The sequence below is a fragment of the Streptomyces sp. HM190 genome, from assembly GCF_009857135.1.
In the GTDB taxonomy this organism is placed as follows: Bacteria; Actinomycetota; Actinomycetes; order Streptomycetales; family Streptomycetaceae; genus Streptomyces; species Streptomyces heilongjiangensis.
The window spans coordinates 3,382,557-3,406,388 of the sequence record NZ_CP047318.1 but is presented as its reverse complement, the minus strand read 5'-3'; the positions used below and the strand labels follow the sequence as shown (position 1 = coordinate 3,406,388).

The following is a 23,832-nucleotide window of genomic DNA, read 5'->3' as shown; positions in this document are numbered from 1 at the left end:
CCCTACGGAGCGATCCGCGCCAGCACCTCCCCGGACCGCGGATTCCAGTCCACGACCACCGCTTCCTCCGGCACCGCGCGCCACCGGGTGAGCAGCAGCCACCGCACCCCGTACCGCCGGGCGATCTCCGTACGCTCCGCGCGCGTCGCCGCCGGGTCCAGATACGCCCCGACGTCCGCGTACCGCCGCCTGCGCGCCGCCTCGTCCAGCGCCGGATCGGGCCAGGGGGGCGCCGCCATGTTCACCCCGTACCCGGGGAGCGCCCGCTCCGCGACGTACCCGTCGGTGAGCAGCACCTCGCCCGCGCCCACATGCCGCGCCGCCCAGGCGTACGCCGGCGGGCGCGGCGGCTGCTCGAAGCCGACCGGGTCCAGCGACCGGGGCACGACCGCCCCCGCCTGCACGGTCAGGAACCCCACGCAGACACCCGCCGCGGCCACGGCGCCCAGCACCCGCCGCCCCCGCCCCCACGGCCGGGGCGCCGCCAGCTCCACGGCCAGTGCGACCTGCGCGGGCACCGCGGCGAGCCCCAGGACCCCGCCGTACGCGTAGTGACCGCCGACCCAGCCGTACGCCACCACCAGGCACTGCGCCCCGAACATCAGCACCAGCGGATCCCGCGGCGACCTGCGAGCCCGCGCCCACAGCGCCGGCAGCCCCAGCAGCGCCAGCCACAGATGCCCGCCCATGCCCGTGTACAGCAGCCGGTGCGTGCCGTCCCCGCCCGCGCCCCCGGCCGGCGCCGGGACGCCGTGGTACGGCCACGCCACCGCGACCGCCAGGGCGACCGCGCCGGTCAGCGCCCAGCGCCCCACCACCGGCCCCCACCAGCCACGCTGCCACGCCCCCACCAGGGCGACCGCCCCGGCCGCCGCGGCCACGGCCGTGACCTGGTGCGTCAGCACGATCAGCCCGTACAGCGCGCCCAGCCCCGCGTACGCCCAGGCGCTCCCCAGGCCGCTCGGGCCGACGTACCGCACGCCCCGCGACAGACCGCCGCCCCGCGCGCGTGCCCCCGTCCACGCCCACGCCCAGAACGTCAGACCGATCGTGAACGTCGACGGATGGCCGAGGTTCGTCGTCATCGACATCAGCCCGAGGTGGCCGCTCCACACGATCCGCTCGGTGCCCCACAGCAGGGTCATGAACAGCAGCGCGAGAACCGGCGCCCACGGCCGGGGCGTCAGCACCCGGACGAACCGGCCGACCCCGGTCAGCAGCACCAGCAGGTTCAGCGGCCCGGCCAGTTCCACCAGCGCCCAGCCGCTCAGGCCGGTCAGCCGGGCGGCGACACCCTGGACGACCGCGTACGGGGAGTAGGCCGGGCTGCCCGCGCCCGGCAGGTCCGCCGTCGGATGGGCCGGGTGCCACAGGTCCCAGCGCAGGCGTTCGATCACCGCCGCGTACCGGCCGCTGTCGCAGCACGGCGACACCCGCCAGTACGCCAGGGTCAGCACCACCCAGAACAGGCCGCCCAGCACGACGTACGGGCTCGGCCGTCGGGTCAGCCAGGTACGGCCGCCGCGGAGCGCGGTGGCGCCGAGCGCGCCACGCGGGCGGCGCCGGGCGCGGGCGCCGCCGTCCGGGGAGACGGAACCAGATCCGCTGTAGGGCACCTGCCGTCCCTTCCCGGATCGCGTCGTCCGCTTAGCCGGCCATCACCCCATCGAGTGAAGCGCGAGGAGCGGCCCAGTCCGCCGACGCGCCCCGGCCCCACCCGGACCGGTGAACGCGCCCCCTCACGACGAGACGAGGGACGAGGCGCGGCGGGCGCTCGGGGCGGGCACCGTCGCCACGGCCTCCCCCAGCATCAGCGTCCGCACGACCCGCTCGGCCGCCTTCCCGTCGTCGAACTCGCAGTACCGCTCCCGGAACGCCGCCCGCAGCCGCGCCGACTCCGCGTCCCGCCACTGCCCCGAATCGAACAGCCGGACCAGCTCACGGTACGAACGGGACACCGGGCCGGGGCCCTCGGCGGTGATGTCGAGACAGGCGCCCCGGCTCGCCGTGAACGCCCCCCAGTCGTCCGCGTGGATCACGATCGGCCGGTCCAGGTTGGCGTAGTCGAACATCAGTGCCGAGTAGTCCGTGACCAGTGCGTCGGAGGCGAGCATCACCTCCTCGACGTGCGGTTCGTCCGTCGCGTCCACCAGCACGCCCCGCCGGTGCAGCTCCGCGAGCCCGAACCCGCGCGCCGGCCCGTCCGCGAGCGACGGATCCAGCCGTACGACGAGGGTGTGCCGTTCCCCGAGGCAGCGGCGCAGGTCGTCCGCGAAGCGGGCCAGGTCGAAACGCTCGACGTGCCCGCCCCGCCGGCAGTCGCGCGGCGAGGGCGCGTACAGCACGACCGTGTGGTCCGCCGGGACACCGAGCCGCTCGCGGACCTCCGCCCCGCTGTCCGGCCCGGCGTTCACCAGCACGTCGTTGCGCGGGCTGCCGGTGCGCAGCGACACGAACCCGCACGGGAACGCCCTGCTCCACACCAGCTCCGAGTGGCGGTTGGCGACCAGGCTGTAGTCCCGGTGGTCGGCGGTCCGGCGCAGCATCCGCGGCACGTCCACCCCGGGCCGCGCCCCCGGCGGGTGCGGATCGGCGGCGGCGAACTTCAGGGGCGTGCCCTGATGGGTGTGGACGCGCACACTGCCCGGCCGCCTGCGCAGGGTGGACGGCCAGGCGACGTTGTTGACGAAGAAGGTGGCCCGCGCGGCCGCCCGCAGGAACTCGGGCGAGCCCGGCGTCACGTACTCGACGTCCACGGGCAGGGTCCCCACCAGCTCGGGCCGCACCACCCACACGCCCCGGATGTGCGGGGCCAGGTCACGTGCCGCCCGGTAGACCGCCGCCGGGTCACCGAGCATGCCCCGGTGCGCGAACGCCGAGTACAGCGCCAGCCGCGGGTCCAGCGGCAGCCGCTCGTGCACCAGCGACCGGCTCCGCCGGATCCGCTCGGCACCCGCCGCGCGCACCCGCTCCCCGCGCGCGGTCAGCGCGGTACGGAGCCGGGCGGCCTGCCGCCGGGCCCGGCAGGCCGCCCAACTGCCCTCCAGGACCCGGAACTCGGGCGCCACCGGCACCTCGTCCGGAGCGCGGTACTTCTGGTACAGCCCCGCCGTCCGGCGGAAGAACTCGCCCTTGTCCCGCGGTGGCACCCGGTGCGGTGCGGCGAGGATGTCCAGGCAGTGCTCCGCCATCCTGTGCCGCAGGAACGGCCGCCAGCGCGCCAGCTCCGGCCGCGCGTCCAGGAACGTGAAGACCCGCTCGTACTGGTCGTGCACATCGAAGTGCCGGCGGCTCGTGGTGGACAGGATGCTGCCCTGCCGCCGCTGCCGGTACGCCACGCAGATCCGGTCCAGGGTCGCGATCCGCCGGGCGCTCAGCAGCACCGGGAACGTCCACGGCGTGTCCTCGTAGTAGCCCGGCGGGAACCGGAAGCCGTGGGCCTGCACGAACTCCCGCCGGTACGCCTTGTTCCACACCACCATCAGCAGGTCGAGGATCTGCGGGTGCTCGCCGACCGCGAAGGTCCCGGCCCCCGCGTCCCGCAGCACGTGCGCGAGGGAGTTGCGGCGCGTGCCGCCCCACCAGTACGTGCGGACGTAGTCGAAGACCAGCACATCCGGGTCGCGGGCCTCGTCCAGCCGGTCGGCCAGCGCGCGCAGGGCACCCGGGGTGAGGGTGTCGTCGCTGTCGAGGAAGAGGACGAAGTCCCCGGTGGCGTACGGCAGTCCCGCGTTGCGGGCGCGCCCGAGGCCCAGGTTCGCCGGCAGGTGCAGCACCCGCACGCGCGGGTCGCGGGCGGCGTACGCGTCGAGGATGTCCCCGCTGCCGTCCGGGGAGCAGTCGTCGACGGCGATGACCTCCAGGTCCCGGTACGACTGCTCCAGCACCGAGTCGAGGCACTCGCGCAGGAAGCCCCGGACCTCGAACACGGGGACGATGACACTGAAGCGGGGCACGTCCGTCAGCTCCTAACGAGGGTGGCCGTGGGGCGGGGCGCCGGGGTGCGCGCGGCGGCCCTTTCGTCGTCGGACTGGCGGAACCGGTCGCGGAGGGCGGCCCGCGTCTCGCGGGGGACGTCCCGGTCGTCGGCGTGGATCAGGAGGGACCGGTCGGGGGTGGCGTGGTCGAACATCACGGAGGCGTGGTCGGTGATCAGGGGTCGGCGGTGAGAGGGAGGTCCTCGGTGGAAGCGGTGCCCGGTGACGGTGCCCGGTGACGGGGTCCGGGCCCGCGGCCCGGGTCCTCGCCCCCGACACGTACGGGGCGGCGGCCCGGTCGCTGCTCGGCGGTGCGGGGAGCCGCGCGGGGAACCACGACCCACCCGCGACCGCCGACGGACCCGGACGTGGCGGCTACGTGCGCAAGGGGTCCTCCACCCCCGTCCGGCACTGACCCGGTACGGACGCCAGCGGCGACGCGTCGCGGCCGGCCGTCGCCGACGGCGCGGGGCGACGTTCGTCGAGCGGCACGACCGGCGGGACCTCCGCCTCCCCGAGCACGACCCGCCGCACCACCCGCTCGGCCGCCCTCCCGTCGTCGAACGGGCAGAAGCGCTCCCGGAACGCCGCCCGCAGCTGTGCCGACCGCGACCCCCGCCAGTGCCCCGTCGCGAAGATGTCGATCAGTTCGTCCTCACTGCGGGCCACCGCGCCCGGCGGGAACGACCGCAGGTCGAAGTAGGTGCCCCGGGCCGCCTCGTACGCGTCCCAGTCCTCCCCGTGGATCACGATGGGCCGGTCGAGGTTGGCGTAGTCGAACATCAGCGACGAGTAGTCGGTGACGAGCGCGTCGGACGCCAGGCACAGGCCCTCCACGCTGGGATAGCCGGTGACGTCCAGCAGCCGCCCGTGGGCGAGGTCCGTCAGCGGCGCGCCGTACGCGTGGTGCGCGCGGGCGAGGACCACGAAGCGCGGCCCGAGCTCGCGCAGCAGCCGCTCCAGGTCCAGGTGGGCGCGCTGGGAGTGGCGGTAGTCGCGGTGCGTGGGGGCGTACAGCACGGCGACCGCGCCCTCGGGGATCCCCAGGTGCTCGCGGATCCGCGCCACGTCCGCGGACGTGGCCCGCAGCAGCACGTCGTTGCGCGGCGCACCGTACTCCAGGGTCGTGTACGGCGACGGGTGGACCCGCTCCCAGACGAGCGTGGAGTGGCGGTTGCCGGACAGTACGTAGTCCCACTGGTCGCTGCCCCGCAGCGCCGCCTCGAAGTCCGTGCCGCGCGCGGCCGCCGGACGGTCCCGGAGGTCGAGCCCCATGCGCTTGAGCGGGGTGCCGTGCCGGGTCTGCACCAGCACCTGCCCGTCCCGTTTGACCAGCCGCCGGTCGAAGTCGACGTTGCTGACGAGGTACGTGGAGCGGGCCAGCGCCGTCCAGTACGCCATCGAGCCGGGCAGCACCCGCCGGGTCGCCACCGGCAGGGTGTGGTGGTGCTCCGGCCGGGCCACCCACGAGGTGCGCATGCCCGGCACGTACGTGCGGAACGCGTTCTCCAGCGCCGCCGGACTGCACACGTAGCCGTGGCCGTCGTAGGCGGCGAACACCGCCCGGTCGGCCCGCAGCGGCAGCAGCCGCTGCACCCGGTAGTGCAGGCGGAGCCCACCGCCCCGGACCAGCCGGCCCAGGCCCCGAGCCGGCCCGGCCGCGCCCCGGCCCGCGCGGGCCGCCGCCCCCAGCGCGCCGTACAGGCGGGGGCTGCCCGACCGCAGCAACTGCCGCAGCCGGACGCGGGCGCGCGGCGGGGTGCCCGGGACGCGGTAACGGGCGCGGTACGCGCGGACCGTGCGCAGGAACTCGGCGCGCGCGGCGCGCGGGAGCAGGTCGCGCCGGGACGCCACCGCGGTGAGGTGGTCGACCATGCGGCGGAACAGCAGCGGACGCCACGCGGCCAGTTCCGGCCGCTCGGCGACGTACGCGAACAGCCGGTCGTACTGCTCGAACACGTCGAAGTGCGCGCGGGTGGTCCGGTCGAGGAGACCGCCGTGGCGGCGCCCGCGGACCTGGACGCAGGCCCGGTCGAGCGTGGCGACGGACTCGGCGGCCATCAGCACCTGGTACGTCCACACGGTGTCCTCGTGGATCCCGGGCGGGAAACGGAAGCCGTGGTCCTCCACGAACTCCCGGCGGTACGCCTTGTTCCAGGCGGCCGGGCGGACGCCCAGCAGACCGGGGCGGTCGTCGAGGCGGAACGGCGCCGGGCCCGCCTCGGTGAGCCGGCGGTCGGGTGCGGTGCGGACGGGCGGCCCCGTCCAGGTCGTGGCGGCGAAGTCATGGACGAGGACGTCGGGTTCGCCGGTCTCCTTGAGGCGGTCGGCGATCGACCGGAGCGCGTCCGGCGCGAGCGTGTCGTCGCCGTCGAGGAAGAGGAGGTAGTCGCCCCCGGCGAGTTCCATCCCCTTGTTGCGGGCGGCACCCGGCCCGGCGTTCCGGAGCAGTCGCACGGGGCGCCGGACGCGGGGGTCACGTGCGGCGACCTCCTCGGCGATCTCCCCGCAGCCGTCGGGGGAGGCGTCGTCGACGACGATCAGTTCGAGGTCGGTGAAGGACTGGGACAGCACGGAATCCAGGCACTCGTGCAGGTACGCCTGAACCTTGTACGCGGGGACGATGACACTGAACCTGGGCAAGGGGGACATCCATGGGTCGGCGCGGGCATACTGCCCGGAAACGGCCGATGGGATGATTTGGTTACGGTGTGTGTTCCATACGGGGGAATCCGCCGGGGGGCGGGGCGCGTCGGTGTGTTCGCGGGCGCGCGGGGCGCGGGGAACCGCGTGACAAGCCCTCCACGCACCCGCACCAGCCGACCCACCCGCACCCGCCGACGCACCCCCGGCCCACGAAGCGGAGGTGGCGGTCTACTTCACCGCCCCGGCCATCACCCCGGACACGAACTGCTTCTGGAACGCGAAGAACACGGCCAGCGGGATCACCATCGAGATGAACGCGCCGGGCGCGAGGACCTCGATGTTGCTGCCGAACTGCCGTACCTGCTGCTGGAGTGCCACCGTCAGGGGCTGGGAGCCGGAGCTGGAGAACACCAGCGCGACCAGCATGTCGTTCCACACCCACAGGAACTGGAAGATGCCGAGCGACGCGAGCGCCGGTGCCGCGAGCGGCAGGACCACCGTCGCGAACAGCCGTACCTCACCCGCCCCGTCCAGCCGCGCCGCCTCCAGCAGTTCGCGCGGGATCTCCGCGAAGAAGTTCCGCAGCAGGAAGATCGCGAACGGCAGCCCGAATCCCACGTGGAACAGGACGACACCGACGACGTCACCGAAGATCCCGAGGTCCCGGAAGAGTCCGGACAGCGGGATCAGCGCCACCTGCACCGGCACCACGAGCAGCCCCACCACGACCATGAACCACCAGTCCCGGCCCCTGAAGTCCATCCACGCGAAGGCGTATCCGGCCATCGCGCCGATCAGGACGACGAGGAGGGTCGCCGGGACCGTGATCCAGACCGTGTTGAACAGGGCGTCGGTGATGCCCTCGTTCTCCAGGAGCGACTCGTAACTCCTCGTGGTGAGCCGGGCGGGTGCCGAGAACACCGTCCACCAGCCCGACCCCGCGATGTCGGTCGGGTCGCGGAAGGACGACACCAGCAGACCGAACGTCGGCACCAGCCAGAACAGCGCCACCAGCAGCAGGAAGATCCGCAGCGCGCCCCCCGCCACACCGCTCGCCACCCGGGCGGCGACCGAACGCCGGGCCCGTGCGGGCGCCTCCTCGACGGGGTTCCTCGGGGCCGGCGCCGGGGCCGGGGTCTTGAGGGCGGTCACCGCTGGCGCTCCTTCCGCAGTCGCCGGATGTTGACCCACATCACCGGCAGCACGAGCAGCAGCAGCACCACACCGATCGCGCTGCCCAGCCCGAAGTCGCCTCCGCCGCCGTACGACGCCAGGTACAGCTGCAGGGCGAGGACGTTGGCCTCGTCCTGGGTCGGCTGCGGCGCGATGATGTAGACGAGGTCGAAGATCTTCATCACGTTGATCATCAGGGTGACGAGGACGACCACCAGGACCGGCGCGAGCAGCGGCACCGTGATCCGGCGGAACACCTGCCACTCGTTCGCGCCGTCCACCCGCGCCGCCTCCAGCAGGTTCCGGTCGACACCGGCCAGCCCGGCCGCGATGAGCACCATCGCGAACCCGGCCCACATCCAGACGTACGAGCCGATGACGGCCGGGGTGACCAGGGTCGGGCCGAGCCAGTCGATGCCGTTGTACGGCGCCGCGAAGTTCGAGCCGGGCAACCGCAGCCGGGACCCGTCGGCCGACTCCGGCAGACGGAACGTGCCGTCGGCGCCGCTGGTCGCGGTGGCGACGACCTTCCCGTCCTTCACCGCCTCCACCGTGACGCCCTCCAGCGCCTTCTCGCCCCGGTCGACGGCGCCCTTCTCACCGCCGCCGCCGAGCCGGAAGTCCAGCCAGACCGTGCCGGTGACACCGTTCCCGGTGGGTGCCTTCGCGTCCTCGGGGTCGCCCGGCAGCCGGTTCGGGGCGATACCGACGAGCGGCAGCAGCGCCGGGATGCCGGCGCGGACGGTGCCCTCCGTGGTGAACGACCCGCCGCCGGACGGCCGCAGATCGCCGGCCTGGGCGTTGGGGCGCGCCTTCGGGTACACGGACGCGTCGGTGAACAGGTCGTGCACGGACGTCACGACCGCGTTCGCGACGCCCTGGTCCGGGTCCTGCTCGTACACCAGCCGGAAGATGATGCCCGCGGCCAGCATCGAGATCGCCATCGGCATGAAGACGACCAGCTTGAACGCCGTTCCCCAGCGCACCCGTTCCGTGAGCACGGCGAAGATCAGACCGAGCGCGGTGACCAGGGCCGGGGCCACCGCCACCCAGATCGCGGTGTTGCGGACGGCGACGAGGGTGGCGTCGTCGGTGAAGATCTCCGCGTAGTTGTCGAGGCCGACGAAGCCCGAGCCGCTCGCGTCGAACAGGCTCCGCCAGACCGAGTACCCGATCGGGTAGACCACGAGCGCGCCGAGCAGCACCAGCGCGGGCAGCAGGAACAGCGCCGCCACCCACGGCCGGGTGCCCGTCACGCCCTTGCGCGGTGCGGCGGGAGGTGCCGGCGGCGTGCCGGCACTCCCCGCCGTCTTCGCCACGGCGGACGGCATGACCGGCGTCAGCCCTTCCCGTAGGCCTTGGCCGCGCTGGTCTCCAGCTTCTTCTGGGCGCCCGCCACGTCGTCGGGGTTCTTCAGGAAGTCCTGGAGGTCCTTCCACTCGCCGACGCCCTGGGTGCCGCCGAACGCCGCGGGTGCCTGGTCGGACATGTCGAAGCGGAAGTCGTCGCCCGCCGCGAGCAGCGCCTTGGCGATCTCCCGGGTGACGTCGTCCTTGTAGGTCCCCTGGTCCATCTCCTTGTTGGGGGAGAGGAAGCCGCCCTGCGCCGCCCAGATCTCCGCCGCGTCGGTCGAGGCGAGGAAGGTCAGCAGCGCCTGCGCGCCCTTGCCGTCCTTGAGCGCCACCGCCGCGTCGCCGCCGGTGACCACCGGGGAGTCGTCGCCGACCGCCGGGAACGGGAAGACCTTCGCGTCCGTGCCGATCTTCGCGTCGGTGTCGCCGTTGATGGTGACCGCCACGAAGTCGCCCTCGAAGACCATCCCGGCCGGGGTGTCACCGCTGAACGTCTGCGTGATCGACTTCGGGTACTCCGTCTGCAGCGCGCCCGAGGCTCCGCCCGCGATCAGCTCGTCCTCGCCCCACAGTTCGGCGAGGGTGGTGAGGGCCTCTTCGACGGAGGGGTCCGTCCACTTGATCTCGTGCTTGGCCAGCTGGTCGTACTTCTCGGGGCCGGCCTGGGAGAGGTAGACGTTCTCGAACCAGTCGGTGAGCGTCCAGCCGTCGGCGCCGCCGATGGAGACGGCCGGGGACCCCGCGTCGGACAGGGTCCGAGCGGTGCGGAGGAACTCGTCCCAGCTCTTGGGCTCCTCGGTGATGCCCGCCGCCTCGAAGGCCGCGCTATTGTACCAGACGAGGGACTTGTTGGCGGCCTTCGCGTACACGCCGTACCGCTTGCCCTCGTACGCGCCCAGGTCCTTCCAGCCGTCCGAGAAGTTCTTGTCGAGCTGCGCCAGGGCCTCGCTGCCGAGCGGCTTGATCCAGCCCTTCTCGGCGAACTGGTGCAGGACGCCGACCTGGGGCAGGAACGCCACGTCCGGCGGCTTGCCGCCCTCGATCTTCGTGCCGAGGAACGTGGAGGTGTTGTTGCCGGTCGGCACGAAGGTCACCGTGGCGCCGGTGCGTTTCTCGAACTCGTCGAGCACCTTCTGGAAGTTGTCCAGCTCCGGGCCGGTGAAGACGGCCGCGACCTCCAGCTCCTGGCCGTCGAGCCGGGGGAGTTGGACGGTGGGCCTGCCGCCGGCGTCGCCGGTTCCCTGGTCGCCGTCGTTCCCGCCGTCGTCCCCGCCGCAGGCGGAGAGGGTGACGGCGAGGAGGCCCGCGGTGAGCGCGGCGAGGGCTCTGGCCGCCGGCCTCGGCCTGGGTGTGGGTGAGGGATGGTGCTCGGTCGTCGCGTTGCGTGTACGAAGCATGCTGCGCATCACTGACCCCGTTCTCCGTGCGTCGTCGAACGTAGCGGCGCTGTCCCGTGCGCTCTGGTCTACGCCGCACGCCCGGGGGCGGCAAGAGCGCCTGCCCCCTCAACTCCCCGATCGTGACCGCGTCGTGACCATGAGTAGGGTCGGGGAGAGGTGGTCGCCCTAGGACACCCGACGACGCCCGAGGACTACAGCAGGGACGGCATCCCCGTCGCCGACACCTCTTTCGCCGCGCGGTCGAGGGCGCTGGCGAGGAGGGCCAGGTCCGTGGGGCCGTTGCCCAGTTCGCGGACGGGGCGGCGGGCCGGCGGGTCGCCCATGCGGGCCCAGTCGACGGGGACGACGGTGGGCCGCAGGGTCGCCGTGCGGGGGATGCGTCCCGTCACCCGGCCCGCCTGGAACGGGGTGGGCGTGGTGCGCCCCTGGGTGACCAACTCGCCCCGGCCGGGCGACGGTTCGTCCGGCCCCGGCAGCGGGGCGCTGAGGACGATCCGGCCCCCGGCCGCCCGCCCCAGCTCGCTCTCGCCGACCCGGCCCCCCGTACCGGCGGCCACGAGATGCACCCCGAGCCGCTCGCCCTCCCGGGCCACGGCCTCCAACGCCCGTACCACCGACCCGGCGGCGGGCCGGCCCGTGGAACCCAGCGGCGGCGACAGCAGCGCGTCGAGGTCGTCGACTATCACTATGAGCCGCGGCAGCCCGGTGCCCCTCCCGCCCGGCTGTCCCTCCCGCTCGGCGGCCCTGCGTCCCGCGCCGGGCCGCAGCCGCAGCGTGGAACTGGACGACGAGTCGAGATCGGCGGCACCCCTGGCGGCCGACACCCCGCCGGCGAGGCCGGCGCCCCCGGCCGGGCCACCACTCCCGATCGCGCCGCCGGCTACCGGACCGCCGCCGGTGGACCCGGCGCCCGCGGTCCCTCGGCCGGGCGAACCCGCGCCGTCCGGGCCCCCGCCCGGCGCCCCGGCCGCCGCGGAACCCGGGGTGCCCGGCACGGAGCGGGAGACCGACCGCGCCGAGCGCTGGGGGACGATCCGGCCCGACACCTCGCGCCGGGTGTGCCACTCCGCGAAGCCGAGCGCGCCCAGCAGCTCCGACCGCCGTTTCAGCTCGGCGCTCAGCGACTGGGCGAACTCCCGCATCCGGACCGGGTCGTTGGCCGTGAGGTGGGTGCCCACGTGCGGCAGGTCCGTACAGACGCCGAGCCCTTCTCCGGCGCGTCCGGCCGTCCCGCCGGGGGCGCCTCCCCCGTCCCGCCCGTCCACCAGGGCTATGCAGAGCCGGTCGGGCCGTTCCGCGGCGGCGAGGGACGCGGCGACGGACCGCAGCAACTCGGTGCGGCCGCTGCCCACGGGCCCCTCGATCAGCAGATGCGGGCCCTCGGCCACGAGGTCCACGGACACCGGCCCGCGCGGTCCCGCGCCGAGCACGGCCCAGGCCCGGCCGCCGAGCGCCGTCGTGTCGTCCGCGGCGTCCGCCCAACGGGCCATCAACGACGCCGGAGTGGCCCGCGCCAGCCCCAACTCGTCCAGCAGCCGCGCCGACTGCGGCAGCGGCGCCGACACGCGCGTCTGCCGGTCCCCGGCCGCACCGTCCGTGCGCAGCGGCGCCAGCGCCCGCGCGAACCGCTCCGCCCACGCCGCGGACACCGCGTCCAGCGTGGCGACCGTGCCGTGGTTGAGCAGTCCCGGCGGGTTCGGGTCGGGTGCGGGCAGGTCGTGGCCGCCGGGGCGCCCGCCGCCGTCCACGACGGACCCCACGGTCCCCGTGAGGGCGAGGTGCGGGTGCGTACGGCCCGTGGAGGCGGAGTCCGCCCCGCCGGTGCGGCCGGAGTGCTCGGCGCGGGCCGTACGGCCGGCCCGGCCCGGGTCACCGGGGCCTTCGGACCGGGAACGGCCCGGCACGGCCCCGGAACCGGTCCGGCCCGCGCGCGCGGGCCCCACCGGGTCGGGGCGCTCGGCCGCGCCCCGCGCCGGTGCCGGGGCCGGGGCCTCAGCCGCGACACCGGCGGCGGGGGCGCTCGCGGTGGTCTGTCCCGGCGCGACCCGCAGCAACCGCAGCGCCGTGGCGACGTCACCGCTCAGCAGGGCGACGGCCCCGCACGCGCGGAACGCGGGCGCGATCGCGCAGGCGGCCCCGTACGTCTCCGCCACCGGCGAGGCGGGCGACGCCGCCTCCGCCTCGGCGAGGCACACCACATGGATCCCGGCGGCCGGCCCGTCCTGCGCCAGCCGCACCACCGCCTCCCGCACATCGGCGCCACCGGGGTCCCCGTCGACGACCACCACCGTGTACGGCCCCGGGAAGCCGCCGGCCGCCCGGTCGTCCCTGGCCCACGCCGGCCGCCGGGCGGAGCGTCCGCCGGGCAGCTCGCCGGCGCCGGGGCCGGCGCTGCCCGCCGGGCCCGCCGTGTCCGCCGCGTGGTCCTCCAGGCGGCGCAGCAGTTCGTCCAGCCGGGCCGTGGCCTGTTCGCGGTCGTAGGCGAGGAGGAGGCGGCAGTCCTGGCCGTGGGCGGGGCGCAGATGGGGGAGCCAGCCGAGCCAGGACCAGTCGGCGGTGCGCTCCTGCGCGGACCGGGAGCGGTCGGCGCTGATCAGGATCAGTTCGAGGGTGTCGGGGGAGTGCAGCGCGGCGAGCTGGGCCACGACGGCGCGGGCCAGGCCCATCAGCCGCGGGCGCGGCCCGGCCAGCCCCAGTGCGCCGACCTCGCGCAGCCCGGTGGTCACGGGCACCGCGGGCAGCAGCCCCGAGCCGTCGGGCGTCGCTCGGTCGGCCGTGCCCAGCCGCACCGACAGCGCCTCCGGATGGCCCGGCCCCCGCTCCCACAGCCGGGGCCCCGGCCCCAGCGCGGTCAGCAGCAGCGCGGCGGGATCCGGCCAGGTCTCCGGCAGCCGCTCGCCCCCGGCGGGCAGCAGCGACGCCAGGGCGCCGCGCTCGTCCTCGTCGTACTCCGTGTCGTACTCGTACGGGTCGTGCTCCGCCCCGGTCGGCCCGCGCCCCCCGGTCAGCCGGCGCGCCCAGGCCCCGAACCCGCCCCGCTTGCGCACCCCACGCGGCACCTCGGTGCCCCGCAGGGGAGTGCCCTTGCGACTGCCGGAACCGGCGGGCCCCAGGTCGTCGGCACCGTCGCCGAGGTCGCCGGACGCCCCGGCCGCACGGGCTGCGCCGCCCGCTCCGGCTGCCCCGGACCCGTGGAGGCCGTCGGAGTCGTCGTACCCCCGCTGACCCGGCAGGCCGGCGGCGCCGCCCCCGCCACCCGGTCCCTCGTGACCGCCGGGCCGGTGCGCCGCGCCGCCGGGCCCCCGGGATGCGCCGTGCCCGTGGGAGCCCCGAGCGCCGTCGGCACCGCCGAAGCCCCCCGCCGCGCGCTCCTGCCCCGCACCCCGGCCACCGGGTCCGGAGTCGGCCCCGGAGCCGCCCGCGACTCCCGCGGCTCCCGTCGCCCGCTCGATGCCGGGTGCCCCGCCCTGGCCGGGCACCAGCCTCTGCTCCGTACGGCTCTGCTCCGCGGCCCGTGCCGTCTCCCCCGACTCCGGGGAGACGCCTCCGGGGCCGGTGTCGCTCCCGGCCCCCACGGCCACCCGGACGTGGCCCTCGCCGTCGGGTGTCGTCGCGACGCCGCGGGTGCCCGAGGAGGAGGCCAGGCGGAGGGCCGACTCGCCGATCCGCAGCAGCGCGCCCGGCGCGAGACGGACGGGGCGGTCGCCGACGTGCTCGCCGTCGAGCGTGGTGCCGTTGGTCGAGCCGAGGTCGACGACGGTGACGCGGCCGTCGGAGGAGAGGGTGACCGCGCAGTGGAGGCGGGAGACGTCGGGGTCGTCCAGGGGGACGTCCGCGTCGGCGGAGCGGCCGATGTGGATCTTGCCGCCGTGCAGCAGGTGGACGCCGCCGGCGTCGGGCCCGGCCACGACATGCAGCTGGGCGGCGGCCTCGTCGACCTCGGGGCCCGGCTCGGAGGGGGCGCCGAGGGAGAGCACGGCGCCGTCGATCAGGGGCGGTTCGCCGAGGGTGCAGCGCTGCACGTCGAGCCGCTCCGCGCCCGCGTACAGCACGACCTGGCCGCCTGTCTCCCGGCCGCGCTCCGGCTGCGCGGCGGCGCCGTCACCGACCGCGGAGGCGAGGCCCGACGCCACGGCGGCCAGAGCCGTCCCCGCGGGCGCCGTGACCAGCACGTCGCAGGCCGTGGCGCGTCCTCGCGGCTCCGAGGTCGGTCCCAGCGGGTCTACGACGGTCAGCCGGATCTGCATCGCCGTCAGCGGTCCCTTCCGCGCGGGCACCCGCGACGACGAGGACGAGACTGCGCGGTCCCCACCGCAGACTTCCCCCACCGCTCACGGGCACGTCGGCCAGTACTGGAGGCATCCTCGCACCTGCCGCCGACAACACGCCCGCCGCCCGCCGCCAAGTGATCTTGATTGGTCGGCTCTGCCCCCAAAAGTGCCTGACCACTGCCCGTCATTTGATCACTTGAGATCGGTCACGTCTGTCCCGTGCCCGATTTGGGCAACCGAGGGCCTGGGGGAGAGCGTCTTTCCATCGAACGCACGGGGGAACCCGTACGTATCCGCGTACGCGGGACGGCAGGGAACACAGGCAGGCCGAAACAAGCCACAGCAGGCGCAGGACGACAGGACCCCTGGTCCCGGGGACGGCCGCACTACAGTGGGTCGGAAACACCCGCGGGACGGGGTCGGGCAAGCAAGCAACAGGGAGCGCATGACGTGCGGCCGGTAGGGAGCAAGTACCTCCTTGAGGAGCCGCTGGGACGCGGCGCCACAGGCACCGTCTGGCGGGCCCGCCAGCGGGAGACGGCGGGCGCCGAGGCGGCCGTGCCGGGCCACCCCGGGGAGACCGTGGCGATCAAGGTCCTCAAGGAGGAGCTCGCCGGCGACCCGGACATCGTGATGCGGTTCCTGCGGGAGCGCTCCGTCCTCCTCAGGCTCACCCACCCCAACATCGTCCGGGTGCGCGACCTCGTCGTCGAGGGCGACCTCCTGGCCCTCGTCATGGACCTCATCGACGGCCCGGACCTGCACCGCTACCTGCGCGAGAACGGCCCGTTCACACCCGTCGCCGCCGCGCTGCTCACCGCGCAGATCGCCGACGCGCTCGCCGCCAGCCACACCGACGGCGTCGTGCACCGCGACCTCAAGCCCGCCAACGTGCTGCTCCAGCAGGACGCGGGCCAGATGCACCCGATGCTCACCGACTTCGGCATCGCCCGCCTCGCCGACTCCCCGGGCCTGACCCGCACCAGCGAGTTCGTCGGCACACCCGCGTACGTCGCCCCCGAGTCCGCCGAGGGCCGCCCGCAGACCTCCGCTGTCGACATCTACGGCGCCGGCATCCTGCTCTACGAACTGGTCACCGGACGCCCGCCGTTCGCCGGCCAGAGCGCCCTCGAAGTGCTGCACCAGCACCTCAGCGCCGAGCCGCGCCGCCCCTCCACCGTCCCCGACCCGCTGTGGACGGTCATCGAGCGCTGTCTGCGCAAGAACCCCGACGAGCGGCCCAGCGCCGTCAACCTCGCCCGCGCGCTCCGCGTCGTCGCCGAGGGCGTCGGCGTGCACGCCAACTCCCTCCAGATCGCAGCCGCCGACGGCGTCGGCCACCTCCTCACCCCCGACCCGGCCCCCGCCCCGGTACCGGGCGGCGCCCCGGAGCCGTTCGGTTCGTCCGACGCGACCCAGGTGCTGCCGCACGGCGCCGGCTCGTACGACCCGAACGCGGCGACCAGCGTGCTCCCGCACACCTCGGGTCCGGGCGGCGGCCCCGCGGGCGCGGCCGACCCCACCGCCGTCCTCCCGCAGACCGGCGGCGCCGACCCGACCTCCGTCATGCCGCCCGTGCCGCCGCACGACCCGGCCGGGCCGCGCCCGGAGGACCCGCACCCCTGGCAGAACCAGCTGCGCGCGGCCCGCGACCGCAACGAACAGACCCAGATCCAGTACCTCGACCCCGGCGAGGACCCGCTGCGCCGCCGCCCCCAGCGGCAGGCCCAGCGGCCGCAGCAGGCCCCGCAGCCGCAGCAGCCGCCGCGCGGGCAGCAGCGCCAGCAGCGCCGCCCCCAGCAGCCCGCCCCCGGCTACGGCCAGCCGCAGCAGCAGCACCAGCCGTACGCCCCGGCCCCGCAGCACCAGCAGCCGCAGCGGTACGCGCCCGCCCCGCAGCCGCAGCAGCCCGCGCCGCGCCCGCAGCGCGAGCCCAGGCCGCCGCGCGAGCCGCGCCGGCGCAGCGCCAACCCCGTGAGGATCCCGGGGCTCGGCTGCCTCAAGGGCTGCCTCGTCATGGTCGTCCTGCTGTTCGTGGGCGGCTGGCTGATCTGGGAGTTCACCCCGCTGCAGGGCTGGATCGGCACGGGCAAGGGCTACTGGGAGCAGCTGACGGACTGGTTCGACACGGCGACCAAGTGGATCGGGCAGCTGGGCGACTCGGGCTCCGGCTCCGGAGGCACCGGCTCCGGCCAGTGAGGACCGCGCCGGTCACGACCGGGGCGGTCACAGCCTGTGTTTCGAGAGCGGCGTCGTCTGCCCGAAGGGCAGGCCCGGCGGCGTCCGGTGCGTGCGATCGCAGGGCGGAGGGTCGCCCCGATACTTCTGGTGTCGGGGCGATCCCGACAACGCGGCGAGCGTGCGTGCCGGACGCCGCCGGGCAGACGGGACTTTCGCAACACGCCCTAGTACTGCAACGGTGTTTGCCGTGACTGTTGGCCAGCTTGTTCGTTGGTGTGGTCATGGGTGGGGACCTTGCTGATGTCAGGCTGTGGGCGGGTGAACTGAGCACTCTGCATGAGCGGTTCGTGCACCGGTTCAACCGGGAGGAGCCACGGCAATCCGCTTTGGCGTACATGCGAGGGCTGATCGCGCCGCTGGAGCGGAAGAACGGCTGGACGCTTGCGGAAGAGGCCGGGCATGCGGGTCCCGACCGCATTCAGCGGCTGCTGAACCGGATCGAGTGGGACGCCGACGAGGTCCTGGAGGACGTGCGCGACTACATCGTGGAACACCTCGGAGACCCGGATGCCGTCCTGATCGTCGATGACACCGGGTTCCTGAAGAAGGGCATCCGCTCGGCCGGCGTCCAGCGGCAGTACTCCGGCACCGCCGGACGCACCGAGAACAGCCAGATCGGCGTGTTCCTCGCCTACGCCACGAGCCGCGGACGCACCCTGATCGACCGCAGGTTGTATCTGCCCACCTCCTGGACGGACGACCGGGACCGCTGCCGTCGGGCGGGCATCGACGACACGGTCGGCTTCGCCACGAAGGTGGCCATGGCCAAGGCGATGGTCCGCCGCGCGATCGCCGAGAAGATCCCGTTCGGCTGGGTGACAGCGGACGCCGCCTACGGCTTCAGCAAGGGCTGGCGCTACGAACTCGAGCAGGCGGACGTCTTCCACGTCATGGCCACCACCCGGCACGACACCGTCGTCACCCGATGGGCACTCGACCACCCCGTCCACGACCTGTTTCCCGGCCTGCCGAGGCAGAAGTGGAAACGCCGTTCCTGCGGTGAAGGGGCCCACGGCCGGCGGATCTACGACTGGGCCCGCGTCGAGGTGCGGCCCTGGCACCGCGCCGACCGCCGGCACTGGGTGCTGGCCCGCCGCAGCGTGAGCAGGCCCGAGGAGATCTCCTACTACATCGCCTACTGCCCCGCCGGCACCACCCTGGATCAGCTGATCCGCATCGCGGGCAGCCGCTGGGCGGTCGAGGAATGCTTCCAGGCCGCGAAGCAGGAATGCGGCCTGGACGACTACCAGGTCCGCCGCTATCCCGGCTGGCACCGCCACATGACCCTGGCCATGGCCGCCCACGCCTGCCTGACCGTCCTGCGGGCCCGCCAGCTGGACGCGGAGAAAGCAGAAACGGATCCTCCCAGCTCATCCACCTCAGCCTCGCCGAGATCAGACGCCTGATCACCCGACTCACCAACCGCCGGCCCACCCCGGTCGATCACATCCTGCACTGGTCGACCTGGAGACGACGACGCCAGCACCAGGCCCGCATCAGTCACTACAAGCGACGCGGACACAGTCCCTGAACTGGTCAGCAATCAGCACAAGCACCGTTGCAGTACTAGCTGCCCGCGTTGGGGATTTGTCGATATCCGAGGGGTGATTTCCGCCTCGGCGGTGAAGGTTGGCTCCCGGGGCGCGTAGCTTTGTCGCCAACACGCGGCCTGTAGGAGCAGTCTTGGGACGGAAGATCGGAAGCCGGTACACCGCGAACCAGATTCTGGGGCGGGGCAGCGCCGGCACGGTGTGGCTGGGTGAGGGCCCGGAGGGCCCCGTCGCCATCAAGCTGCTGCGCGAGGACCTCTCGTCCGACCAGGAGCTCGTCAGCCGCTTCGTCCAGGAGCGCACGGCGCTGCTGGGTCTCGACCACCCGAACGTGGTGTCCGTGCGCGACCTCGTCGTCGACGGCAACGACCTCGCCCTCGTCATGGACCTCGTCCGGGGCACCGATCTGCGCACCCGGCTGGACCGGGAGCGCCGCATGGCCCCCGAGGCGGCCGTCGCCGTCGTCGCCGATGTCGCCGACGGCCTCGCGGCGGCCCACGCGGCCGGGATCGTGCACCGCGACGTCAAGCCGGAGAACGTGCTGCTGGACATGCAGGGCCCGCTCGGCCCCGGCGGCTCCCACCCGGCCCTGCTGACCGACTTCGGCGTCGCGAAGCTGATCGACTCACCACGGCGCACCCGCGCCACGAAGATCATCGGAACCCCGGACTATCTCGCGCCGGAGATCGTCGAGGGCCTGCCGCCCAGGGCGGCCGTGGACATCTACGCCCTCGCGACGGTCCTGTACGAGCTGCTGGCGGGCTTCACCCCGTTCGGCGGGGGCCACCCGGGAGCGGTGCTGCGCCGCCACGTGACCGAGACGGTCGTCCCCCTGCCCGGCATCCCCGAGGAGCTGTGGCAACTGCTCGTGCAGTGCCTGGCCAAGGCCCCGGCCTCGCGGCTGCGGGCGTCGGAGCTGGCGGCCCGGCTGCGCGAGCAGCTGCCGCTGCTGGCCGGGATGCCGCCGCTGGACGTCGACGAGCCGGGCACGCAGGCACAGGCCGCGTACGAGGAGGCGCAGGCGCCCGCCCCGCGGGAGCGGGTGCGGCGCGGCGCCGTGCCGCTGGTGCCGGGCGCGAAGCCGGACTCCAACCGGGACACCCACACGTCGATGCGGGTGCCCGCGCCCGACGAGCTGGCCGGGGGTGCGCGGGGGACCGCGCGGGTGCCCCGGGCGGCGGGGGCGCCCCGGCCGGGCTCCGCACGGAACCGGGCCACCGCGCGTCGCCGCCGGATCACGCTCGGTGCGGCGGCGGTCGCGCTGATCGCCGCGGTGGGGGTGGGGACGTGGGCGGTCACCTCCGGGGACGAGGAGGGCGGCGCGCCCTCCGACACGAAGAACTCGGTGCCGGACACTCCCTGACCGCGGCCGCCCGACGGCTCCGGGGCCGCTGTCGTCGGGCGGCCGCGGTGCGTGGGGGGCGTCCGCGCAGTTCCCCGCGCCCCTGGAGGGGCCGGCCCGCGGCCACTGCGGCCCGCCCTGCCCGGGAAGGGCGCCGCGTGGGCGCGTACGACCCCCACCCCGCCCGCGGCCGCCTGACGACCGCGGCCCCGGGCCGCGAGGCCGCTCGCGGGCACCCGGGAGGGATACGTTGCCGCAGCCGTTACGCTGGGGGCGTGGCAGTCGTCGATGTATCCGAAGAGCTGAAGTCCCTCTCCTCGACCATGGAGTCGATCGAGGCCGTTTTGGACCTCGACAAGCTGAGGGCAGAGATCGCCGTGCTCGAGGAGCAGGCGGCCGCGCCGTCCCTGTGGGACAACCCGGACGAGGCGCAGAAGATCACCAGCAAGCTGAGCCACCTCCAGGCCGAGGTCAGGAAGGCGGACGCGCTCCGTGGTCGTATCGACGACCTCGGTGTCCTCTTCGAGATGGCCGAGGAGGAGGACGACCCGGACACCCGCGCCGAGGCCGAGGCGGAGCTGGCCTCCGTGAAGAAGGCCCTCGACGAGATGGAGGTCCGCACCCTCCTGTCCGGCGAGTACGACTCCCGTGAGGCGCTCGTCAACATCCGCGCCGAGGCCGGTGGCGTCGACGCCGCCGACTTCGCGGAGAAGCTCCAGCGCATGTACCTGCGCTGGGCCGAGCAGCACGGCTACAAGACGGAGATCTACGAGACGTCGTACGCGGAGGAGGCCGGCATCAAGTCGACCACCTTCGCCGTGCAGGTGCCGTACGCGTACGGCACCCTCTCCGTCGAGCAGGGCACGCACCGCCTCGTCCGGATCTCGCCCTTCGACAACCAGGGGCGCCGGCAGACCTCCTTCGCCGGTGTCGAGGTGCTCCCCGTGGTCGAGCAGTCCGACCACGTCGAGATCGACGAGTCCGAGCTGCGCATCGACGTCTACCGGTCCTCCGGCCCCGGCGGACAGGGCGTCAACACGACCGACTCCGCCGTCCGCATCACGCACCTGCCGACCGGCATCGTCGTCTCCTGCCAGAACGAGCGGTCGCAGATCCAGAACAAGGCCACGGCCATGAACGTCCTCCAGGCGAAGCTGCTGGAACGGCGCCGCCAGGAGGAGCAGGCCAAGATGGACGCGCTCAAGGGCGACGGCGGCAACTCCTGGGGCAACCAGATGCGTTCGTACGTCCTGCACCCGTACCAGATGGTCAAGGATCTGCGGAACAACTTCGAAGTCGGCAACCCCGAGGCCGTGTTCAACGGCGAGATCGACGGCTTCCTGGAGGCCGGAATTCGCTGGCGCAAGCAGCAGGAGAAGTAAGGGACGCGACCGGGTTCCCGCCCCCGGACAATCTCAGCGCTTTGTCGATAAGGCAACTGTCATCCACGCGATGGCAGTTGCCTTGTCTGTAGGGTGATGTCTGGGTTCTACGTCACACTCACACGCCACTGCCTCGGTCAAACCCGATCAACGGGACATCGCGTACGCAACGACCTTGACGTTGCTTCGAAAACTGGGAAGGCTGGCGCATGGCATGCGCATTACTGGGACGCATGTGAACCGGGGGGATCGCAAGCTACCGACTGCCCCCGTTGATCGCGGCCCCGGGCGCTGCTCCAATGACTGATGAGCTACTGGGGGTAGCAGCCATATGACGAAGAAGACGCGGATCCGCGTGGCGCGAATCGCCGCGGGTGCCGTGATCGCCGCCGGTGCGTCGCTGACCGCCGCGGGTGCCGCTTCCGCGCTCGACCTCGGCGTCGGTATCGGCGTCAACACCGGTAACGGCGTCTCCGCCGATGTCGGTGTCTCGGTCGACACCGAGGGTGACACGGACGGCACGTCCATCGGTGCCACGCAGGGCACGACCGGCACCGCCGGCACGACGGGTGACACCGGCACGACGGGTGACACGGGCACGACCGGCGACACCGGCACCACCGGGGACACCGGCACCACCGGCGACACGGGCACCACCGGCGACACGGGCACCACCGGGGACACGGGCACGACCGGGGACACGGGCACGACCGGCGACACCGGCACCACTGGGGACACCGGCACTACCGGCACCACCGGTACCGATGGTGGCAACGGCAACTCCGGTGGCAACGGCAACTCGGGTGGCAACGGCAACTCCGGTGGCAACAGCTCCACCGGCGGCACCGGCACCTCCGGCGGCAGCGGCTCCACCGGTGGCGACTCCACCTCGGGCGGCGGTTCCTCGACCACCGGCGGCGGTACCTCGACCACCGGCGGTGACGCCACCTCCGGCGGTACCGAGCCCGACGGCGGCAACGACGAGGTCGTCCAGGAAGAGGGCTCCTCGCAGCTGACCGACACCGGTTCCGCGACCGAGGCCCAGGGCTCCGGGAGCGGTGAGCTGGCCGAGACGGGCGCCGCCGAGACCACGTTCCTGCTGGTCGGCGCCGCCACGATGATCGTCGGCGGTATCGGCTTCCGGCTCCTGCCGCGCCTGATGGACGGTCGCGGCGCCGCCGCCTGATCCCTCGCGGTCACGCACGGCACCCACACACGCTCGAAGGCCCGGGGCGGCAAGCCCCGGGCCTTCGTCGTGTCCGGTCGCGCCGACGGGGCGTCCCGCCGGTCGCTCACGCGTCCGCCGGCGTCGCCTACGCCGTCGTCTGGTGCGCCAGCAGCGCCAGAGCCGTTATCAGGATCGCCAGGAGGGCGATCAGGGTCATCGGGCTCAGCCCCGCGAACGGGTTCTCCTGCTGGAGCCGCTCGCGGCTGGCCCGGCACACATGGCAGCGGCCCTCGGCGACGGGCGACGCGCAGTTCGCGCACACCAACCGGTCGTACGTCATGCGCCTCGCCCTCCTTGCAATGGCCTCACACACACCCCAACGCTTCGCGGAACCGATGCGTTCCGCTGATGGGCCCGATGCCTCCTCCTCCACTGTGCCAGGTTCCACCGGAGCGTGCGCGGGCGCCGGTGAAAGGGGCGGGTGCCGTTCGTCGCACGACGCCGGGATCGCCGCGGCCGCTCGCGCAGTTCCCCGCACCCCTCACGAGGACGGGTAGCGGTACAGTCTCGACCATCCATTCCCCGACGGCCTGTGGTGCATCCGTGATCCGATTCGACAACGTGTCCAAGGTCTACCCGAAGCAGACCCGCCCCGCCCTCAGGGATGTGTCCCTGGAGGTCGAGAAGGGCGAGTTCGTGTTCCTCGTGGGGTCCTCCGGCTCCGGAAAGTCCACCTTCCTGCGGCTGATCCTCCGGGAGGAGCGGTGCAGCCAGGGTCAGGTGCACGTGCTGGGCAAGGATCTCGCGCGCCTGTCCAACTGGAAGGTGCCGCAGATGCGCCGCCAACTGGGGACGGTGTTCCAGGACTTCCGGCTGCTGCCGAACAAGACGGTCGGTGAGAACGTCGCCTTCGCGCAGGAGGTCATCGGGAAGTCGCGCGGCGAGATCCGCAAGTCCGTCCCGCAGGTGCTGGAGCTGGTCGGCCTCGGCGGCAAGGAGGAGCGGATGCCGGGCGAGCTGTCCGGCGGTGAGCAGCAGCGCGTCGCCATCGCGCGGGCCTTCGTGAACCGGCCCAAGCTGCTGATCGCCGACGAGCCCACGGGCAACCTCGACCCGCAGACCTCCGTCGGCATCATGAAGCTGCTCGACCGGATCAACCGGACGGGTACGACCGTGGTCATGGCCACCCACGACCAGAACATCGTGGACCAGATGCGCAAGCGCGTCATCGAGCTGGAGAAGGGCCGCCTCGTCCGCGACCAGGCGCGCGGCGTCTACGGCTACCAGCACTGACCACTGCTCGACGACCGTCCACGGAAAGGCTTGACCA

Annotated in this window: 14 protein-coding genes; 6 read left to right on the top strand and 8 right to left on the bottom strand. The window is 73.9% G+C overall.

The features are described from left to right. Window positions 1-2: 2 nt before the first annotated feature. The 7 genes from GSY65_RS14325 to GSY65_RS14295 form a co-directional block, all read right to left on the bottom strand. Window positions 3-1,616, bottom strand: a complete 1,614-nt coding sequence (locus tag GSY65_RS14325; protein ID WP_443043224.1) for a hypothetical protein — start codon at window positions 1,614-1,616, stop codon at window positions 3-5. Window positions 1,617-1,739: 123 nt separating this feature from the next. After that, complete coding sequence (locus GSY65_RS14320; protein ID WP_159768100.1) at window positions 1,740-3,956, bottom strand: bifunctional glycosyltransferase/CDP-glycerol:glycerophosphate glycerophosphotransferase; 2,217 nt, start codon at window positions 3,954-3,956, stop codon at window positions 1,740-1,742. Between the two features lie 396 nt (window positions 3,957-4,352). Next, window positions 4,353-6,629: a bifunctional glycosyltransferase/CDP-glycerol:glycerophosphate glycerophosphotransferase gene (locus GSY65_RS14315; RefSeq protein WP_159768097.1), complete on the bottom strand. Its 2,277-nt coding sequence runs from the start codon at window positions 6,627-6,629 to the stop codon at window positions 4,353-4,355. 222 nt (window positions 6,630-6,851) lie between these two features. After that, the gene (locus tag GSY65_RS14310) at window positions 6,852-7,775 is read right to left on the bottom strand and encodes a carbohydrate ABC transporter permease (protein ID WP_159768094.1); all 924 of its coding nucleotides are present in this window, start codon (window positions 7,773-7,775) and stop codon (window positions 6,852-6,854) included. Next, window positions 7,772-9,127, bottom strand: a complete 1,356-nt coding sequence (locus GSY65_RS14305) for a carbohydrate ABC transporter permease (protein ID WP_236579786.1) — start codon at window positions 9,125-9,127, stop codon at window positions 7,772-7,774. Before GSY65_RS14305 ends, GSY65_RS14310 begins: the two co-directional genes overlap by 4 nt. 8 nt (window positions 9,128-9,135) lie before the next feature. Next, window positions 9,136-10,554: an ABC transporter substrate-binding protein gene (locus tag GSY65_RS14300; protein ID WP_443043222.1), complete on the bottom strand. Its 1,419-nt coding sequence runs from the start codon at window positions 10,552-10,554 to the stop codon at window positions 9,136-9,138. Between the two features lie 185 nt (window positions 10,555-10,739). Next, window positions 10,740-14,795, bottom strand: coding sequence for an FHA domain-containing protein (locus GSY65_RS14295; protein WP_159768088.1), 4,056 nt, complete (start codon window positions 14,793-14,795; stop codon window positions 10,740-10,742). A gap of 474 nt (window positions 14,796-15,269) precedes the next feature. On the opposite strand from GSY65_RS14295, the gene GSY65_RS14290 reads away from it, so the two are divergent. The 5 genes from GSY65_RS14290 (at window position 15,270) to GSY65_RS14270 (ending at window position 22,520) form a co-directional block, all read left to right on the top strand. Next, window positions 15,270-17,018: a serine/threonine-protein kinase gene (locus tag GSY65_RS14290; protein WP_159768085.1), complete on the top strand. Its 1,749-nt coding sequence runs from the start codon at window positions 15,270-15,272 to the stop codon at window positions 17,016-17,018. Between the two features lie 263 nt (window positions 17,019-17,281). Continuing rightward, complete coding sequence (locus GSY65_RS14285) at window positions 17,282-18,466, top strand: IS701 family transposase (protein WP_159768082.1); 1,185 nt, start codon at window positions 17,282-17,284, stop codon at window positions 18,464-18,466. Window positions 18,467-18,743: 277 nt separating this feature from the next. After that, window positions 18,744-19,973: a serine/threonine-protein kinase gene (locus GSY65_RS14280; protein ID WP_159768080.1), complete on the top strand. Its 1,230-nt coding sequence runs from the start codon at window positions 18,744-18,746 to the stop codon at window positions 19,971-19,973. 254 nt (window positions 19,974-20,227) lie between these two features. Then, complete coding sequence (gene prfB, locus GSY65_RS14275) at window positions 20,228-21,334, top strand: peptide chain release factor 2 (protein ID WP_159768078.1); 1,107 nt, start codon at window positions 20,228-20,230, stop codon at window positions 21,332-21,334. Window positions 21,335-21,665: 331 nt separating this feature from the next. Continuing rightward, window positions 21,666-22,520 (top strand): hypothetical protein, encoded by an 855-nt coding sequence (locus GSY65_RS14270; RefSeq protein WP_159768076.1) that lies wholly within the window; start codon window positions 21,666-21,668, stop codon window positions 22,518-22,520. A gap of 127 nt (window positions 22,521-22,647) precedes the next feature. On the opposite strand, the gene GSY65_RS14265 is transcribed toward GSY65_RS14270, so the two are convergent. After that, window positions 22,648-22,842 (bottom strand): hypothetical protein, encoded by a 195-nt coding sequence (locus GSY65_RS14265; RefSeq protein ID WP_055518486.1) that lies wholly within the window; start codon window positions 22,840-22,842, stop codon window positions 22,648-22,650. Window positions 22,843-23,105: 263 nt separating this feature from the next. Here GSY65_RS14265 and ftsE point away from each other — a divergent pair, with 263 nt between their 5' ends. After that, entirely contained in the window at window positions 23,106-23,795 is a 690-nt protein-coding gene (gene ftsE / locus GSY65_RS14260) for a cell division ATP-binding protein FtsE (RefSeq protein ID WP_009320785.1), read from the top strand. Window positions 23,796-23,832: the final 37 nt, after the last annotated feature.